We start from the raw sequence: 18,844 nt of genomic DNA, 5'->3' as shown, positions 1-18,844 counted from the left end.
CTCAAAAATATTGCTGGTTACAGCAGCTCAAACTCGCTCTGCTTAACGCGGGCGGAATCCACCCCAATAAAGACGTTGAATTTGCCTGGTTCGGCAACGTATTTCATCTGCTGGTTCCAGAATTTCAGCGCTTCAACATCAATCGGGAAGCTAACGGTTTGCGTCTCGCCCGGCTTGAGATTCACCTTCTTAAAGCCGCGCAGCATTTTCACCGGGCGGCTCATCGACGCGGTGACATCCTGCAAATAAAGCTGGATCACCGTCGCCCCTTCGCGCTTGCCGGTGTTGGTCACCTGCACGCTGGCGGTCACGCTGCCGTCGCGCGGCATCGTTGGCGCCGACATTTTGACATCAGAAACGCTAAAGGTGGTGTAGCTCAGGCCATAGCCAAATGGATACAGCGGGCCATTCGCTTGATCGAAATAACGCGAGGTGTATTTATTGGGCTTTTCCGGATTATACGGACGGCCGGTATTCAGATGGCTGTAGTAGGTCGGGATCTGCCCCACCGAACGCGGGAAGGACATCGGCAGCTTACCGGAAGGGTTATAATCGCCAAACAGCACATCGGCGATTGCATGGCCGCCTTCAGTACCGGCAAACCAGGTCTCCAGCAGCGCATCAGCCTGCTGATCCTCTTTCACCAGCGCCAGCGGACGGCCGTTCATCAGCACCAGCACCAGCGGTTTACCGGTCGCTTTCAGCGCGCTAATCAGATCGCGCTGACTTTGCGGCAGGGTGATATCGGTACGGCTGGAAGCCTCATGCGCCATGCCCTGCGCTTCGCCCACTACCGCAACGACCACGTCGGACTGTTTCGCTGCCGCCACGGCTTCATCGATCATCTCCTGCGGCGAGCGCGGGTCGACCTGCACTGCTTTCTCATACAGGTTAAGGAAATCGACAATGCCTTTATCGTCGGTAACGTTAGCGCCTTTGGCATAAATCACTTTGCCTTTATCGCCCAGCGCTTCTTTGATGCCGGTCAGCACGGTGACCGACTGATCGGCCACGCCCGCCGCCGACCAACTGCCCATCATGTCGCGCTTGCTATCCGCCAGCGCGCCCACCACCGCGATGGTGCCGGATTTTTTCAGCGGCAGGGTATCGAGACGATTTTTCAGCAGCACCAGGCTTTCTCGCGCCACTTCACGCGCCTCTTTACGATGCAGACGGCTTTCGGCGTTGGTGTCCTGCGGGTCGGATGCTTTCGGCCCCAGGTGGCTGTACGGATCGTTGAACAGCCCCATATCATACTTGACGTTGAGCACGTGGCGGGTAGCGTCATCCAACTCAGCCATCGTCACCTTGCCGGATTTCACCAGCCCCGGCAGATATTTGCTGTAGTACTCATCGCTCATGCTCATGTTGATACCGGACTTCAGCGCGACGCGCACCGCGTCTTCCGGGTCGGAGGCGACGCCGTGTTTAATCAGCTCTTTGATGGCGCCATGGTCGGAAACGGTGATGCCTTTGAAGCCCCACTGGTCGCGCAGGACGTCTTTCAGCAGCCAGGAATCGGAAGTGGCCGGAGTACCGTTGAGCGAGTTTAGCGCCACCATCACCGCGCCGCTGCCGGCATCGAGACCGGCTTTATACGGCGGCATATAGTCGTTGAACAGACGTTGCGGGCTCATATCGACGGTGTTGTACTCTTTGCCGCCTTCAACCGCGCCGTAGGCGGCGAAGTGTTTAACGCTGGTCATCACCGAATAGCGGTCTGCCGGGCTCTTACCCTGCATCGACCCCACCATCGCTTTACCCATCACGGTGGTCAGGTAAGTATCCTCGCCAAAACCTTCGGAGGCGCGGCCCCAGCGCGGGTCGCGAGAGACGTCGACCATCGGCGCCCAGGTCATATTAAGACCATCGTCAGCCGCTTCGTAGGCCGAGATACGCCCGACGGTATTCACCGCGTCGAGATTAAAAGAGGAGGCCAGACCGAGGCTTATCGGGAAGACGGTACGCTGGCCGTGCAGCACATCGTAGGCGAAAAACAGCGGGATCTTCAGGCGGCTTAGCTGCATCACCTGATCCTGCATCACGCGGATATCAGGCCGGGTCACGGTATTAAAAATCGCCCCTACCTGACCGTCTTTGATCATTTCCCGGATCGCCTCTTTCGGGTTATCGGGACCGACGCTGATTAGGCGCAGCTGACCAATTTTTTCATCGACCGTCATTTTTTTCAGCAGTTCGCTAACAAACGCATCTCGCGCCTCCGGCGTCAGCGGATGGTTACCAAACAGTTCATCCGCCAGCGCGGGTTGCAGCGCCAGGCTCACGGCGACGCCAACAGTACACAACCATTTCATTATTATGTATCCCTCTTTGATTCGGTGCTAATAGCCCAGCGAAAACGCAGCAAAAACCGCAGTTTGCCATATATATAAACAACGCGCCCGTAGAATGCTAAGGTTCTTATCTGATTTATAGAAACATTCATACACCAAATTGTCATACAAAACGGTATGCTAACAGCGATATAGCTTTCCTGTGCCCACAAGGAGTGAATCATGTCATCTGCAACAACAATAAATAACCCTCCCTTTTTGGCGGAACTGGCGCGGCTGGTTGGCTCCTCGCATCTGTTAACCGATCCGGCGAAAACCCAGCGTTACCGAAAAGGTTTCCGCTCCGGCCACGGCGATGCGCTGGCGGTGGTGTTCCCCGGTACCCTGCTTGAACTATGGCGAGTTCTCAGCGCCTGCGTTCAAGCTGACAAAATTATCCTGATGCAGGCGGCGAATACTGGCCTCACCGAAGGCTCCACCCCGAGCGGCAATGATTACGATCGTGAAATTGTCATTATCAGCACGCTGCGTCTGGACAAGCTGCACCTGCTGGATAAGGGCGAGCAGGTGCTGGCCTACCCTGGCACCACCCTCTATTCACTGGAAAAAGCGCTAAAACCGCTGGGCCGCGAACCGCACTCGGTGATCGGCTCTTCTTGCATCGGCGCATCGGTTATCGGCGGTATCTGTAACAATTCCGGCGGCTCACTGGTGCAGCGCGGACCTGCCTATACCGAAATGTCGCTGTTTGCGCAGATTGACGCCGACGGCAAGCTGAAATTAGTCAACCATCTGGGAATCGATTTAGGCGCGACGCCGGAACAAATCCTGAGCCGCCTCGACGATGATCGTATCAACGATGCCGACGTGCAGCATGATGGCCGTCACGCCCACGATCACGATTACGTCACCCGCGTGCGCGATGTCAACGCCGATACCCCGGCTCGCTATAACGCCGACCCGGACCGCCTGTTCGAATCCTCCGGCTGCGCCGGTAAACTGGCGGTCTTCGCCGTTCGTCTCGATACTTTTCCGGCGGAAAAACGCCAGCAGGTGTTCTATATCGGCACCAATCAGCCGGAAGTGCTCACCGAAATCCGCCGCCACATCCTCGCTGAATTCAATAATCTGCCGGTGGCCGGCGAATATATGCACCGCGATATTTACGATATCGCCGAAAAATATGGCAAAGACACTTTCCTGATGATCGATAAGCTCGGCACCGACAAAATGCCGTTCTTCTTCACCATGAAGGGGCGCACCGACGCGATGCTGGAAAAAGTCTCCCTGTTCAAGCCGCACTTCACCGACCGCTTTATGCAGAAGCTCGGTCATGCCTTCCCGGCGCACCTGCCGGAGCGTATGAAAACCTGGCGCGATAAGTACGAACATCATCTGCTGCTGAAGATGGCCGGCGACGGCATCGAAGAAGCGCAGAAGTGGCTTACGGAGTATTTCCAGCAGGCTGAAGGCGATTTCTTTGCCTGTACCGCGGAAGAAGGCAGCAAGGCATTCCTGCACCGCTTCGCCGCCGCCGGCGCGGCGATCCGCTATCAGGCGGTACATGCCGACGAAGTGGAAGATATTCTGGCGCTGGACATCGCCCTGCGCCGCAATGACACCGAATGGTTCGAACATCTGCCGGCGGAAATCGATAGCCAGCTAGTCTACAAGCTCTACTATGGCCACTTTATGTGTCACGTCTTCCACCAGGATTACATCGTGAAGAAAGGGGTCGACGCGCACGAATTGAAGGAAAAAATGCTGGATCTGTTGAAAGCGCGCGGCGCGCAGTACCCGGCGGAGCACAACGTCGGGCATCTGTATGAAGCGGCGGAGAGTTTAAAACGCTTCTATCGCCAGAACGATCCCACCAACAGCATGAATCCGGGGATCGGCAAAACCAGCAAACAAAAATACTGGGGCGAGGCGCTGAAGCCAACGAAAGCACAATAATCGTCACCAGGACTATTCAGCCGCCGGGCTTCTGTATTACGCTGCAGGCCGGAGAAAAAGACTCTCCGGCCAATTAGCTTGAGGAGCCCCCATGTCCGCCAAGGATAAGTTACAAGACGCCGACTTAGAGATCCGCGAAGCGCTGCCTGATGACGCGCATGCGATTGCCGCGCTGTACGTCTGGCACGTGCTTAACGGCCGCGCCTCATTTGAAGAGATCCCGCCTACCGTCGACGAAATGCGTAAGCGAATCAAAACTGTACGCGATAACGGGCTTCCCTGGCTGGTCGCGCTGTGGCGCGGCACCATCGTCGGCTACTGCTACGCCACCTTTTACCGCCCTCGCCCGGCGTACCGCTATACGCTGGAAGAGTCGATTTACGTTGAGTCCGGCATGGGCGGGCGCGGCATCGGCAGCGCGCTACTGACGCGGCTCATTGCGCAATGTGAACAGGGGCCGTGGCGGCAGATGCTGGCGATTATCGGCGACGGACATAACAACGCCGGCTCGATTGCCATTCATAAGAAATTTGGCTTTACCGTTGCCGGACAGCTGCGCAGCGTCGGCTATAAGATGGGAGACTGGCGCGATACCCTAATCATGCAGCGCCAGCTTGGCGACGGTGACTGGACATTACCAGAGTGATATCAAAATTCCCGGATTACGGCGTAATCCGGGGAAGGACAAATTAATCGTTCTGTGCGGTCTGCGTGCCGCCTTTCAGCATCGCTTCCGCCATCTGCGCTTCACGCTGCTTTTTATAACTCAATGCGGATGCCGGAACCGGCATCACCTTGCCGGTTTCAATCCAGGTCCGTAAACGGCTGGCGTCGGCAAAGTGGGTATATTTGCCAAACGCGTCCATTACCACCAGCGCCACCGGGCGTTGGTTAATCACCGTGCGCATAATCAGGCAGTGGCCGGCGGCGTTGGTAAAGCCGGTTTTGGTCAACTGAATATTCCAGTTATCGCGATACACCAGGTGGTTGGTATTGCGGAACGGCAAGGTATAAGCCGGATGCGCAAAAGTGGCGGTATCTTCTTTGGTGGTGCTTAGCTGGCCGATCAGCGGGTATTGTTCGCTGGCGATCAGCAGCTTAGTCAGATCGCGCGCCGTGGAGACGTTATGCACCGACAGGCCGGTCGGCTCAACATAGCGTGTATGGGTCATCCCCAGCGCCTGCGCTTTGGCGTTCATCGCGCGGATAAAAGCGTTATAACCGCCAGGATAGTGGTGCGCCAGGCTGGCGGCGGCGCGGTTCTCCGAGGACATCAGCGCCAGCAGCAGCATATTGCGGCGGCTAATTTGGCTGTTAAGACGCACGCGGGAATATATGCCTTTCATCTCCGGCGTCTGGCTGATATCAACGGTCAGCATTTCGTCCAGCGGTAAATGCGCATCCAGCACTACCATGGCGGTCATCACTTTGGTAATAGACGCCATCGGGCGCACCAAATCGGGCTGGCTGGCGTAAATGATTTTCTTGGTCGCCAGATCGACGATCATCGCGCTACCGGAAGCGATATCCGGCTGTGAAGCGGCGGTTACCGCACTGGTTTTTGCTATCGCCTGGGGCGCAAAAGGCACAGCCAGCAGCAAAGTCAGGCTGAGCAAAGAAATTCGAAAATTCGGCATCATGGGCATTCTGAAAAGTATTTTTGCACGCTATAGAACGTACGCCGCGGCGTAAAGTGAGCTACGCCGCTGGCAAACGCCATCATACCGCGTCATAACGCCCTGAGGCCAATAAGAATCGTGAGTAAATGCTGCATTGCCGACATAATTATTCATTTCTGCCGGCAATGCATTTGATTAGAAGAGTCGGTACCCGTAACCCCACAGCACGACGGTAATCGCCAGCAGCACTTCCAGCACCAGCACCCCGATAGCCAGGGTTGAGCTGGCGAAGCTGAGCCCCTCTTCCTTGTTAATGCTCAGGAAGGTCGGAATCCCCAGATACAGCAGATAACCGGTGTAAAACAGCGCGATGGTGCCTATTAACGCGCACAGCCATACCAGCGGATAGAGCGCCACGATCCCGCTTAAAAACAGCGGCGTCGCGACGTAGCCGGCAAAGACCATACAGCGTTTCAGCGACGGCTGTTGCGGATAGCTCCTGGCCATCCACCAGATCACCCGCCCCATCACCGCCACCCCGGCCAGCATCACGGCATAAAACAGTACCGCTAATACCAACCCGGTCATCAGCGAGAGCTTAATCACCGTACCGTCGCCGAAGTTCCAGCCGAGCTGCGTCGTACCGATAAAGGCGCAGATAACCGGAACCGCCGCCATCACCAGCACATGGTGCGTGTAGTGATGCGAAACGGTCTCATTTTCACTCTTGATCACGCTCATCTCTTGATTAGGATGAGAGAAGAGTCCCCAGACATGGTTCATAGCGTCCCCCTTGTCACGGCTTCGTACAGCACTGATCCAAGTATAATTCACTCTGTAGATTATTTTGTGTACAGCGATAAAAATCCGCTTCAGCGCGTTTTAATGATCAAGGTGTATGATTAAGGGACTGGTAAGAGTAGGAGTTTATGTTTATATGGATATCAATCACCTGATTTCCCAATACGGCTACGCGGCGCTGGTTATCGGCAGCATCGCAGAAGGTGAAACCATCACCATCCTTGGCGGCGTGGCGGCGCATCAGGGTCTATTGAAGTTTTCGTTGGTGGTCATCGCCGTGGCCTTAGGCGGCATGATCGGCGATCAGCTGTTGTATTTCCTCGGACGCCAGTTCGGCGGTAAGCTACTGCGCCGCTTTTCGCGGCAGAAGGCGCGGATCCGTAAAGCGCAGCGCCTGATTCAACGCCATCCCTATCTGTTCGTTATCGGCACCCGCTTTATGTACGGCTTTCGGGTTATCGGCCCGGTTTTGATCGGCGCCAGCCGCTTGCCGCCGAAAATTTTTCTGCCGCTGAATATTTTCGGCGCCATCGTTTGGGCGCTGATTTTTACCACCCTGGGTTATCTCGGCGGCGAGGCGATCGGCCCGTGGCTGCATCATCTCGATCAGCACATCAAACACTGGATCTGGCTGATTCTCGTAGTGGCGCTGGTGGTCGGAGCCCATCTGTGGCTGAAACGCCGGGAAGCGAAAAGAAAAGCGGAAGATACAGAGGATGATAATCAATAGCGGCGCCGCGCGCCGCTATTGACGCCGTTATTTCGTCGTCTGGTGATAACCGCCGCCCAGCGCGGAAGTCAGCTGAATGCTGGCGTCCAGCCACTGGCCGTGCAGGCGCAGCGCGGTAATTCGCTCCTGTAGCGCAGGCAGCTTCGCCATACTCACGCGGGAGCCGGGTAAAATACCGGCGTTCATTCGCGCCTGGGCGAGATTGACCACCCGCTGCGCGTCTTTCTCCACCTGCTGCTGCTGCTGGTTTTTCTCCATCAGCGTCTCTACCTGGCTTGCGGTTTTCGCTACCTGGTTCACCGCATCGACTACGGCCTTGTTGTATTTAGCGATCGACAGGCCGTTCTGCGCGCTGGCGATATCAAGATTGGCATTCAGCCTGCCGCTATCAAAGATAGGCAGCGTCAGCCCGGCGGTGACGCCCATCTGCTGCGCCGAATGACGGAACAGATCGCTTAAATGCAGCGCATCCTGTTGCAGGAACGCCATCAGGTTGATATCCGGATAAAACGCCGCTTTCGCCGCATCAATTTCGCTTAGCGAGGATTCAATATACCAGTGGGCTTCCTGCAGATCCGGACGGCGGGCCAGCAGTTCATAGCCCAGTTCGCTCGGCATCTGCGCGCTGACCGCGGGCAGCGGCGCCGCACGCAGATTGAGCGACTGGCTCTGGCTATTGGTTAACGCCATCAGCCGCGCTTCAATCTCTTTCATATTACCCGCCACATCGGCCAGCTGCTGATCGGTTTTGCTGACGTTAATGTCGTTCTCCGCCCCTTCGGCGGAGTTAGTGATACCACGCTGATAGAGCGCGGTATCCACGCTCACAATATTATTCTGTTCGCTTTTGACCTGCTGCAGCACCGTTTTCACCGCCGCTTCGGTCTGCCACTGCCAGTACAGTCGCGCCACGCTGCTGGCCAGCAGCTCGCGGGTCTGCGCCTGCTCGGCGACCTGGGCTTTCACTTCTCCGATACGCGCTTTCACCAACGCACGGTTTTTCCCCCACAGATCCAGATCCCAACCGGCGGTCAGGCCAAAGGTACCGTTGGTGTACCAGGGGCCGGTGTTGCCGTCGGTATCGGTGGCGAACGGTCCCATCAGGCCTTCCGCGGACATTTTCTGCCGTTCGATATCGGCGGAAAAATCCATCTCCGGGCCGAGATTTGCCTGCGACATTCGTGCCTGCGCTTCGGCCAGTTTGATGCGCTGCGCGGCAATTTGCATATCCGGAGCATTGGCTAACGCGCGCTGAATCAGATTATCCAACTGGGCATCGTGGTAATCTTTCCACCAGTCGGTATGCGGCCAGCCATTTTTTACGGCGGCGGGCAGATCCATCGAAACATGAGATGCCGGAGTTTGCTGCTTTAAAGGGCCGCCAATGTCATGCGATGGCGCGCAGCCAGCCAGCGCGATGGCCAGTGGCAGTGCCGCCAGCACGCTTTTGCTCAATGTAAGGTTCATTCTTCAGGTCGGGTTACTTATAAAGGTTGGTCATCATAAATTAATTGAATGACGTTCGTTAAGTAAAGCGTGTGCATTGACAATGAGTCAGCTAAAAATAAACAAAGTTATTATTGGAGTTGCAATGAGTCAGAACATTTATGACGATCCCGGTTTCTTTGCCGGTTACGCCACCCTTGATCGTTCGGTGAAGGGGCTTGACGGCGCGCCGGAGTGGCCGGCAATTCAGCGCCTGCTGCCACAGTTAGACGGCCAGCGCGTGGTCGATCTCGGCTGCGGATACGGCTGGTTTTGCCGCTGGGCGCAGCAACAAGGAGCAAAACAGATAATCGGTTTCGATCTCTCCAGCCGGATGCTGGAGCGGGCGCGGGAGATGACCACCGGCGAGACTATCGAATATCGCTGCGCCGACCTGCAAACCCTGACGCTGCCTGCGAATAGCTGCGATCTGGTCTACAGTTCGCTGGCGCTGCACTATTTACCGGATGTCGCGCCGCTGTTCGCCACGCTCTATCAGGCACTGGTTCCCGGCGGTAAGCTTGTCTTTTCTGCCGAACATCCCATCTATACCGCGCCGCTGCAGCAAGGCTGGCAGGTGGATGAACAGGGGCGGAAACGCTGGCCGGTGAGCCACTATCAGCAGGAAGGCGAACGCATCAGCAACTGGTTTGCCGACGGGGTGATTAAACAGCATCGCAAACTCTCAAGCTGGATTAATGCGCTCATCACGGCCGGTTTTGTGCTTGAGCAGCTTGATGAATGGGGCCCGAGCGCCGAGCAAATCGCCGCCCAACCGGCGCTGGAGGAAGAGAAAGAGCGCCCGATGATCTTTTTACTGCGCGCCGGTAAACCGGCTTAAACGGCATGCGGCCCGGATCAACCGGGCCGCCGAATAGCTTATTCCTGCAGGCTACCGCCGTTGCTGGCAATCACCGCCTGATACCAGGCAAAACTTTTCTTCTTACGCCGTTCGAGCGTCCCCTGCCCGCGATCGTCACGATCGACATAGATAAAACCGTAGCGCTTGGACATCTCGGCCCTCGACGCGCTAACCAGATCGATTGGCCCCCAGCTGGTAAAGCCCATCAGTTCAACGCCGTCAGCAATGGCTTCGCGCGCCTGCACCAGGTGATCGTTGAGATAGCTGATGCGATAGTCATCGTTGATGCTGCCGTCGGCTTCAATTTTATCCTTCGCCCCCAGACCATTTTCAACGATAAACAACGGCTTCTGATAGCGGTCCCACAGTACATTCAACAGCGTACGCAGCCCCAGCGGGTCTATCTGCCAGCCCCACTCCGAGCTTGCCAGATGCGGGTTCGGTACCATGCTGAGAATGTTGCCGCGCGCCTTCTGGTTCAGCGCTTCATCAGCGGTGACGCAGCCGGTCATATAGTAGCTAAAGGAGATAAAATCGACGGTCTCTTTCAGCGCTTCCCGGTCGCCGTCGGTGATGGTCAGCGTAATATCGTTTTCGCGGAAATAGCGCTGCATGTAGCCCGGATAGGCGCCACGGCACTGGACGTCGCCAAAGAACTGCCAGCTGCGGTTTTGCTGCAGCGTTTCAAAGACATCTTCCGGCTTGCAGCTCAGCGGATACATCAGCCCGCCGAGCAACATATTGCCAATCTTCCCCTGTGGTACCAGTTCGTGACAGGCTTTGACCGCCAGCGCGCTGGCCACCAGCTGATGGTGGATAGCCTGATAGACTTCGCCTTTGCTGCTACCGGCCGGCAGGCCGACGCCGGTCATTGGCGCGTGCAGCGACATATTAATTTCGTTAAAGGTGAGCCACAGTTTGACCTGATTTTTATAGCGGCTGAACACCGTCCTGGCATAGCGCTCGAAAAAGCCAATCACCTTGCGGCTGCTCCAACCGCCATAGTTTTTCACCAGCGCCCACGGCATCTCATAGTGCGATAGCGTCACCAGCGGAGTAATGTTGTGCGCGGCCATCTCGGCAAACAGCTTGTCGTAGAAGACCAGCCCGGCTTCGTTCGGCTCGGCGTCATCGCCATTCGGGAAGATACGCGTCCAGGCGATCGAGACCCGCAGACAGTTGAAGCCCATCTCAGCAAACAGCGCGATATCCTGCGGATAACGATGGTAAAAATCGATCGCCACATCTTTAATACCGCTGTCGCCCGCGACGCGCTCCACGACGTCGCCGAATACCCCCTGCGGCTGCACGTCGGAGGTGGATAAACCTTTGCCATCTTCCAGATATGCGCCTTCGACCTGATTTGCCGCGGTGGCGCCGCCCCATAAAAAGCCCTGCGGGAATGTTTTCATCGCTCTCTCCTGTGATTAATGGCTGACGGACAACAGCGGCTGGCCGGCATCCACGACGCTCGCGGACACCATCTCAACGCTACGGTAATCATCGCTGTTGCTGATAATAATCGGGGTCGCCAGGTCGTAACCGGCGTCCAGAATGGCCTGACGATCGAACTCCAGCAGCAAATCGCCGGCCTGAACTTTATCCCCCTCTTTGACATGGGCGGTAAACGGTACGCCGTCGAGTTTGACGGTATCAATACCGACGTGAATCAATAGTTCAATGCCGCTGTCGCTCAGCAGGCCGATGGCATGTTTAGTCTGAAACAGTGAGGCGACCTCGCCAGAAAACGGGGCAATGACCTTGCCCACCGCCGGAATAATAGCCACGCCTTTGCCCAGCAGGCCGCTGGCGAAGGTGCTATCCGGCACCTGATCGAGGGCCAGCACGCTGCCGGACATCGGCGCCAGAATATCGTTTTCCGCCGCAGAGGCGACGACGACCGCGCGTTCCGCCTGGCTGCGCGGCAAGCCGGCGAAGAAGGTCAATACGCAGGCGAGAATGAAAGCCACGCCGGTGCCGATTAATCCCCCCCACACGCTAAAATCAATGCCGCCGGGCGGGATCATCTGCGCCGGAAAGAAAATGTTCGGCACCCCAAAGGAATAGGCGTAGCTATTACTGAAGGCGGTAATCGCGCCGCCAATCGCGCCGGCGATACAACCAAAAATAAACGGGCGACGTAACGGCAGCGTCAGGCCATAAATGGCAGGCTCAGTGATGCCAAACAGCCCGGCGGAAAACGCGGAACCTGCCAGCATCCGCTGACGCGAATCGCGCGTGGCCAGCAGTATCCCCAGCACGGCGCCTACCTGGGCTATCACCGCCGGCAGAATGATCGGCAGCATAGAATCATGCCCCAACACGGTCATGTTATTGATCATCAACGGTATCAGCCCCCAGTGCAGGCCGAAGATAACGCATACCTGCCATAGCGCGCCCAGCACCGCGCCTGCCAGCCATGGGGCAAAAACGTAGATAACCTGATAGCCATTTGCAATCATGTGGCTCAGCCAGGTCGCCAGCGGGCCTATCACCAGAAAGGTCAGCGGCACAACCACCGCAAGACAGATTGCCGGAGTAAAAAAGTTCTTCATCGCGGACGGCAGCACCGCATTACTCTTACGTTCCAGCCAGCAGCAGACCCAGGAGGCGAGGATAATCGGGATCACCGAGGAGCTATAATTGATATAGGTCACCGGTATACCGAGGAAGTGTTCCACTGGTGCCCCCGTCTGGCTGGCTTCAAAGGCCTGAATCATCAGCGGGTGGGTTAATGCGCCGCCGATCACCATTGAGATGAACGGGTTGCCGCCAAACTTTTTGCCAGCGGTGTAGCCAAGAAACAGCGGGAAGAAAAAGAACAGCGCATCGCTGGCGGCAAACCAGATTTTATAGGTCCCCTGTTGCGGCGTGAGCCATCCGCAGGTTAGCGCCAGCGCCAGCAGTCCTTTCAGCAGACCCGTCGCCGCCATTACGCCAATAAAAGGGGTAAAGATGCCGGAAATGATATCGATGAGCTGACTTAATATCGAGCTTTTCGCCGCTTTCTCCTGTGTTACCGGTTCGCTGTCGTCGCTTAATCCCGCCTGCTGGCGTACTGCCAGCCAGACATCGTGAACATGGTTGCCGATGACCACCTGAAACTGGCCGCCGCTTTCGACCACCATGATCACGCCGGGGTTCGCCTTCAGCCCTTCGGCATCGGCCTTAGCATTATCTTTCAATTTAAAACGCAGACGTGTCGCGCAGTGAACCAGACTCACAATATTCTCTTTGCCGCCGACGCGGTGAAGAATATCCTGCGCGAGTGCTTTATATTCCATGCTCTTTTCCTTACTGCCGCTGCCCACAGACAACCGGCGACTGAGTATTAAAAATAAAAAAACCCGAGAACCACGCCGGTTGGCGTCGCGCTCAGGTTTTGCCTGCATCATGCAGTAACAATCCAGTTTTGGGGGGGAATTAACGCCCCTCTTTTCTTACCCGTTCAATATGAATGGCAAGAAACATAATCTCTTCGGTGGTCAGCGCCCGTTGATAATTCTTTTGCAAGTGCTTCGCCACCGTTTCCGCGCACTTCCACGCTTTGGCGTAGTTATCTTTCACCGCGCTGTGCAGCGTGACGTCGTCATCCTGCACTACCGTTCGCGTTAACATGCGCTGGGCGAAAAACTTCAGATGGGTCACAAAGCGCTGGTAGCTGAGCGACTCTTCATCGTAGTTAAGCTGCAGCTGATACTTCACCAGTTGCAGGATCTCCTGCATCACCCGCGTCACGTGCATCACTTCCGGCATTTCGCTGTTGAGCTGCGCCGTCACCAGATGCAAAGCGATAAACCCGGCTTCATCCTCGGCAAGCTCGACGCCCAGCCGGCGGGCGATGATGGCCCTCGCCTCCTGCCCCAGTTCGAACTCCTTCGGATACAGCCGTTTAATCTCCCACAGCAGCACGTTGCGAATCGCGACGCCGTTTTTCTGCCGCTCGATGGCAAAGTGACAGTGGTCAGTTAAGGTGATGTACAAACTTTCCTGTAACTTTCCCAACCGCCCGCGGGCCAGCTCGATGATACGATCGCAGGTGGTCATCACTTCTAACGGTATCTGACTGAGTAATTCGCCTAAGCGGCCAACCAGTTCATCGCTTTGCAAGGCGAAGACTTTTTCAATTTTACTTTCGTCCAACGAGTCGCCCACGCGCTTTTGAAAGGCCAGCCCTCGCCCCATCACCACCTGTTCGCGCTGCTGCTCGTTGACCACTACCACCACGTTATTATTAAGTACTTTGGCGATTAGCATATGAACCCCAGAAACAAAAAAACCTGACCCCCGACAAATGCCAGGTAATCAGGTTTCGCCTGCCGAAGCAGTAGCAATCCAACGTTTGCACTGTATCAACTTCTTGCGGCGACTCAAGCGCGAGGGAATAAAAACGTGATACAGCTCGCGTCGCATCGTGCAGGAATGAGTGCTAATTAATAAAGTGCGTACGGATTAACACATCTTATCTAATAACGAGCAATGGCGTTCGCTATATCTGCTGAGGTTTGCAAGGTGCGAATTTCATTAAAGACGCCAAGCGCTTCAGTATATTCCTTGCGTAAATAGCCCAGCCACTGCTTAATGCGCGCCACGTGATATAAACCGGTATCCCCCTGCTTTTCCAGCTGGGTATATTTTTTAAGTAACTCAACCACCTGCGGCCACGGCATGCGCGGTTCGTTGTATTTAATTACCCGGCTGAGATTCGGCACGTTGAGCGCGCCGCGGCCGATCATCACCGAATCGCAGCCGGTAGCCGCCATGCATTCCTGCGCACTTTGCCAGTCCCAGATTTCGCCGTTAGCAACCACCGGAATAGTCAGCCGCTGGCGGATTTCGCCGATGGCCTGCCAGTTGATGCGTTCAGCTTTGTAACCATCCTCTTTGGTGCGGCCATGCACCACCAGCTCGCTGGCGCCCGCCTGCTGCACCGCGTCGGCGATTTCAAAGCGCCGTTCGCCGCTGTCCCAGCCGAGGCGAACTTTCACCGTCACCGGCAGATGATCGGGAACCGCTTCGCGCATGGCCTTCGCGCCGCGATAGATAAGTTCGGGATCTTTCAATAACGTCGCACCGCCGCCGCTGCCGTTCACCAGCTTCGATGGACAACCGCAGTTTAAATCCACGCCCCATGAGCCAAGCTCCACCGCGCGGGCGGCGTTTTCCGCCAGCCATTGCGGGTATTGCCCCAACAATTGTACGCGCACGCGGGTGCCGGACGGAGTACGGCTTTGATGGTGCAGTTCCGGGCACAGTCTGTAGAACGATTTTACCGGCAGCAGTTGGTCCACCACGCGCAGAAATTCGGTGATGCACAGATCGTAATCGTTAACCTCGGTCAGCAGCTCGCGCACCAGCGAATCGAGCACGCCTTCCATTGGCGCCAGTAATACACGCATATCGTTACCCGGAAAAAAAAGAGGCGCTATGGTAGCGCCTCTGTGCGTCGGTTGAAAGACCTCAATACCAGACCTTAGCGTGGTTCGAGGCAGTTATCCTCTTTCCAGCCGTAAAGCCACTCGATACCGCGGTAAAATTCATCCTGCGTTTTGCCCTTCCATAACAGATTACGAACCTGACGTTCGACCCCCGCCGCGTGATAAATCCGCCCCATTTCACGGGTCGACCAGACAATTCGCGCGGTACGCGGAATACGCACCGACTCGTACAGCGCGAAGGCGCGAGCGGCGTCGCCGTCGCACTGCTGCAGCGCTTTACCTATCGTTACCGCATCCTCCAGCGCCATGCAGGCGCCCTGCGCCATATATTGCGCCACCGGGTGAGCGGCATCGCCGACCAGGGTAATGCGATCGTTACCCCACTTTGCAACCGGCTCGCGGTCGGCGGTAGACCAGCGGCGCCAGGACGTTGGTTTGTCGAGCATCTGCCGCGGGCGGGGATGAATCCCTTTAAAGTAAGAAAGCACCTCTTCTTTGCTACCGTCGCGCACGCCCCACTCTTCGCTTTCGCGGCTATGGAAAGTGACCACCAGGTTGTACTGTTTGCCGCCGCGCAGCGGATAATGCACCAGATGACAATGCGGCCCGGCCCACAGCACCGGCGCGTTAATCCGCAGGTCCTCCGGCATGTCGGCCGCCTCGATCACCGCGCGGTACACCACGTGGCCGGTGACCCGCGGCGCATCGCCGAGCAGACTCTGGCGCACCACTGACTTCACGCCGTCACAGCCCAGCAGAATATCGGCGGTCCAGCTATTGCCTTTGTCATCAAAGACCGTCACGTCATCGGCGGTCTGGCGGATATCCACCACCTGAGTTGAAGTCCGGTATTCCACGCCGGGATGGGTCAGCGCGGCTTCCCAGACGGTGGCGTGAATGTCCACCCGATGGATCACCGCATACGGGCCGCCGAAATGGTCACGGAAGGCCTGCCCGGTCTCGATACGCACCACCTCTTCCCCATTCACCGCATCCATCATAGTGATATGGTCGGTAAACACCGCACGCTGGCGCGCCACTTCGCCGACGCCCAGACTATCCAGCGCTGAAAACGCATTCGGCCCCAGTTGAATACCGGCGCCGATTTCGCCGATTTCATGCGCCTTTTCCAGCAGCATCACTTTGATCCCCTGGCGCGCCAGAGAGAGCGCCGTCGCCGCGCCGCCAATGCCGCCGCCGACAATAATTGCTCGCGTCACTTTCGCCATTTTCCCTCCTCCCTAGGCCGGAATTTTGTCTTGTTGATTTTCCGGCGCGGCGGCAATAAACGCCGGTAGCCGGGTACAGGCGTCGTAAACCGCCTGGCAGCGCGGATAATGGCTCAGATCGCACCCCATTCGCTGCGCGTTGGCCCACTGCGGCACCAGGCAACAGTCGGCGAGCGTTGGTCTATCGCCGACGCAGAAAGCGCCGGATTTCGATTGTCGCAGCAGTTGCTCCAGCGCACTCAGCCCTTGCTGGATCCAGTGGGCATACCAGCGTTTTTTGTCCGCTTCGCTGACCTTCAGCTCGTCGCTAAGGTAGCGTAAAACCCGCATGTTATTAATCGGATGAATATCGCAGGCGATGGCGTAGACCATCTCCAGCACCCGCATCCGCGCCGGATCCTCCTGCGGCAGCAGCGGCATCTGTGGGTAGTGGCGGTCAAGCCAGTCAACTATCGCCAGCGACTGGCTCAGCGATTCACCGTCATCGGTGATAAGCGTCGGCACCAGCCCCGCCGGATTGAGCCGCCGGTAGTCCAGCGCATTCTGCGCCCCGATGCGGATATTCACCCCCACGCTCTGATAATCGATGCCCTTGAGGGCCAGTGCGATGCGCACCCGGTATGAGGCAGAGCTATTAAAAAAACTGTACAGCTTCATTGTTCACCTCACACCACGCGAACGGCGATAGGCGTCAGTCCGTCTACGTTGCCGGTAATCACATCGCCCTTCACCACCGCGCCGACGCCTTCCGGCGTGCCGGTGAAAATCAGATCGCCGGGCTGCAGTTCAAAAAAGCCCGAGAGATAGCTGATGGTTTCATTTACTGACCAGATGAGGTGGCGTATATCGCTACGCTGATGATCTTCACCGTTCACCTGCAGCCAGATCCCGGCCTGATTCACCTCGCGCGCCTCGGCGGCTTTATGCAGCGGCGCGACAGGAGCGGAAAGATCGAATGCTTTACCTATCTCCCACGGGCGCCCCATTTGGCGCATCTCCATCTGGCGGTCGCGGCGGGTCATATCGAGTCCGGTGGCATAGCCCCAGATATATTCCTGCGCCTGCTCAAGCGGGATGTCGCGTCCCGCTTTGCCGATGGCGACCACCAGCTCAATCTCGTAGTGATAGTTGTCGGTCTGCGCCGGATACGGCAGATCCAGCGTTTCGCCAGCTGCGACCGGCACAACCGCATCCGCCGGTTTGCAAAAGAAGAACGGCGGTTCGCGATCCGGGTCGAAGCCCATTTCACGGGCGTGGGCGGCATAGTTACGGCCAACGCAGTAAACGCGGCGTACCGGGAATTGCTCATCGCTGCCAACAACCGGGATGCTAATCGGCGCCTGGGGGGCAAAAACGTATTGAGTCATCATTGTTTTCCTTCTTATTAATAACGCGCTTCGCGGAACAGGCCTAAGGCCTCCTGTACCGGACGGTCCGAGAAGCTAAATAACACGCACTCTTCGCAGGCGTTGAACGATACGCCGTGCCAGGTTGGCGCCACGAAAATGTCTTTCGCCTGGAATGCAAAGGTTTGTTCGCCAATCGTCACCTGGCCGCTACCTTCCACTACGTGGTAGATGGTGCTGTCGGTGGTTTTCGCCACCCGCGACCGGAACCCTTTCGGCAACAGTTGCAGGAAAGCGCCCATCGAGGGCATCGGATAGCCGCCGGTGACCGGGTTGACGTAGCGCATCTTGTAGCCGTCCCATTCGTCGGCCTCGCCAAGATGGGTCAGGTCATGCAGCGCCTCGCGGCTACGGTCGTAGCGGTAGTTAAAAATCGGCGAGGAATTTCCCACCTGATGGCGCAGCGGCAGCATGTTGGCAGCGTAGCGCGGCAGGTAATCGCCCTCTTTACGCGTCACTGGCTGTTGTTCCTGCGGATAATCTTCAGCAAAGCCGCAGCCAAGATAGTTGACCAGCGGTAAATCGAGACCATCGAGCCAGACCACCGGTTCATCGCCAGGATTGCCGTGATCGTGCCAGCGCCACTGCGGAGTCAGAATAAAATCGCCGGGGCGCATTGGCGTGCGCTCGCCGTCGACGGCGGTAAACGCGCCGTGGCCTTCCACGATAAAGCGCAGCGCCGACTGGTTGTGACGGTGGCTCGGCGCCACCTCGCCAGGCATGATGAGCTGCAGGCCGGCATACAGCGACGCGGTAATGGACGACTGGCCGCGCAGCTGCGGGTTCTCCAGCACCAGTACCCGACGCACCGCCTCTTTAGCGCCGATTAACTGCCCGCTTTCCAGCAGCAGCGGACGAATTTCCTGATAGTTCCAGTACGCCGGGGCGCAGTTGGCATTTGGCGTTTGCGGCACCAGATGGTGCAACGATTCCCACAGCGGCGTCAGATTCTGCCCGGCAATATGCTGGTAGAACTGCTGGCGTTCGCGGTTCGATTGCGGAGTAGATGGCGTCATTATTGTTC

The 18,844-nt window shown here is 57.0% G+C and carries 16 protein-coding genes; 4 read left to right on the top strand and 12 right to left on the bottom strand.

Annotation, left to right across the window (positions count from 1 at the left end; genetic code table 11):
* Positions 1–17: 17 nt before the first annotated feature.
* Complete coding sequence (gene bglX / locus ABLV17_RS01000; RefSeq protein ID WP_308958205.1) at positions 18–2,315, bottom strand: beta-glucosidase BglX; 2,298 nt, start codon at positions 2,313–2,315, stop codon at positions 18–20.
* A 201-nt stretch (positions 2,316–2,516) separates the two neighbouring features.
* Here bglX and dld point away from each other — a divergent pair, with 201 nt between their 5' ends.
* Positions 2,517–4,250 (top strand): D-lactate dehydrogenase, encoded by a 1,734-nt coding sequence (gene dld, locus ABLV17_RS00995; protein WP_308958204.1) that lies wholly within the window; start codon positions 2,517–2,519, stop codon positions 4,248–4,250.
* A 91-nt stretch (positions 4,251–4,341) separates the two neighbouring features.
* Positions 4,342–4,896, top strand: a complete 555-nt coding sequence (locus ABLV17_RS00990) for a GNAT family N-acetyltransferase (RefSeq protein ID WP_015365736.1) — start codon at positions 4,342–4,344, stop codon at positions 4,894–4,896.
* 43 nt (positions 4,897–4,939) lie between these two features.
* Here the strand turns inward: ABLV17_RS00990 and pbpG are convergent, their stop codons facing one another.
* The gene (gene pbpG / locus ABLV17_RS00985; protein WP_161799877.1) at positions 4,940–5,890 is read right to left on the bottom strand and encodes a D-alanyl-D-alanine endopeptidase; all 951 of its coding nucleotides are present in this window, start codon (positions 5,888–5,890) and stop codon (positions 4,940–4,942) included.
* Between the two features lie 174 nt (positions 5,891–6,064).
* A complete protein-coding gene (locus tag ABLV17_RS00980; RefSeq protein WP_087860174.1) occupies positions 6,065–6,652 on the bottom strand; it encodes a Yip1 family protein in 588 nt (195 codons plus the stop codon).
* Positions 6,653–6,806: 154 nt separating this feature from the next.
* Between ABLV17_RS00980 and ABLV17_RS00975 the strand changes: the two genes are divergently transcribed.
* A complete protein-coding gene (locus tag ABLV17_RS00975) occupies positions 6,807–7,400 on the top strand; it encodes a DedA family protein (RefSeq protein ID WP_087860173.1) in 594 nt (197 codons plus the stop codon).
* Positions 7,401–7,427: 27 nt separating this feature from the next.
* On the opposite strand, the gene mdtQ is transcribed toward ABLV17_RS00975, so the two are convergent.
* A complete protein-coding gene (mdtQ, locus tag ABLV17_RS00970) occupies positions 7,428–8,867 on the bottom strand; it encodes a multidrug resistance outer membrane protein MdtQ (protein ID WP_087860172.1) in 1,440 nt (479 codons plus the stop codon).
* Positions 8,868–8,991: 124 nt separating this feature from the next.
* On the opposite strand from mdtQ, the gene ABLV17_RS00965 reads away from it, so the two are divergent.
* On the top strand, positions 8,992–9,726 hold the full coding sequence (locus ABLV17_RS00965) for a class I SAM-dependent methyltransferase (RefSeq protein ID WP_308958201.1): 735 nt from the start codon (positions 8,992–8,994) through the stop codon (positions 9,724–9,726).
* Positions 9,727–9,764: 38 nt separating this feature from the next.
* Here the strand turns inward: ABLV17_RS00965 and ascB are convergent, their stop codons facing one another.
* From ascB to gtdA, 8 genes are all read right to left on the bottom strand, one after another.
* Positions 9,765–11,159, bottom strand: a complete 1,395-nt coding sequence (gene ascB / locus ABLV17_RS00960) for a 6-phospho-beta-glucosidase (protein ID WP_308958200.1) — start codon at positions 11,157–11,159, stop codon at positions 9,765–9,767.
* Positions 11,160–11,174: 15 nt separating this feature from the next.
* Entirely contained in the window at positions 11,175–13,142 is a 1,968-nt protein-coding gene (gene bglF, locus ABLV17_RS00955) for a PTS beta-glucoside transporter subunit IIABC (protein ID WP_308958199.1), read from the bottom strand.
* A 28-nt stretch (positions 13,143–13,170) separates the two neighbouring features.
* Positions 13,171–14,004 (bottom strand): transcriptional antiterminator BglG, encoded by an 834-nt coding sequence (bglG, locus tag ABLV17_RS00950; protein WP_032712035.1) that lies wholly within the window; start codon positions 14,002–14,004, stop codon positions 13,171–13,173.
* Between the two features lie 209 nt (positions 14,005–14,213).
* Positions 14,214–15,146 carry a tRNA dihydrouridine(16) synthase DusC gene (dusC, locus tag ABLV17_RS00945; protein WP_087860168.1) on the bottom strand — a complete coding sequence of 311 codons (933 nt, stop codon included), beginning with the start codon at positions 15,144–15,146 and terminating at the stop codon, positions 14,214–14,216.
* Positions 15,147–15,220: 74 nt separating this feature from the next.
* Positions 15,221–16,414 (bottom strand): 3-hydroxybenzoate 6-monooxygenase, encoded by a 1,194-nt coding sequence (locus ABLV17_RS00940; RefSeq protein WP_032708754.1) that lies wholly within the window; start codon positions 16,412–16,414, stop codon positions 15,221–15,223.
* Between the two features lie 12 nt (positions 16,415–16,426).
* On the bottom strand, positions 16,427–17,071 hold the full coding sequence (gene maiA / locus ABLV17_RS00935) for a maleylacetoacetate isomerase (protein WP_271031702.1): 645 nt from the start codon (positions 17,069–17,071) through the stop codon (positions 16,427–16,429).
* Positions 17,072–17,079: 8 nt separating this feature from the next.
* The gene (locus ABLV17_RS00930) at positions 17,080–17,781 is read right to left on the bottom strand and encodes a fumarylacetoacetate hydrolase family protein (RefSeq protein WP_015365722.1); all 702 of its coding nucleotides are present in this window, start codon (positions 17,779–17,781) and stop codon (positions 17,080–17,082) included.
* Between the two features lie 17 nt (positions 17,782–17,798).
* On the bottom strand, positions 17,799–18,836 hold the full coding sequence (gtdA, locus tag ABLV17_RS00925; protein ID WP_213794384.1) for a gentisate 1,2-dioxygenase: 1,038 nt from the start codon (positions 18,834–18,836) through the stop codon (positions 17,799–17,801).
* Positions 18,837–18,844 lie beyond the last annotated feature (8 nt).

Origin of the sequence: Klebsiella sp. CN_Kp091 (genome assembly GCF_040065095.1) — a bacterium.
GTDB lineage: Bacteria > Pseudomonadota > Gammaproteobacteria > Enterobacterales > Enterobacteriaceae > Klebsiella > Klebsiella aerogenes.
The sequence above is the reverse complement of the archived record's forward strand: the minus strand, read 5'-3'. Positions and strand labels throughout refer to the sequence as shown.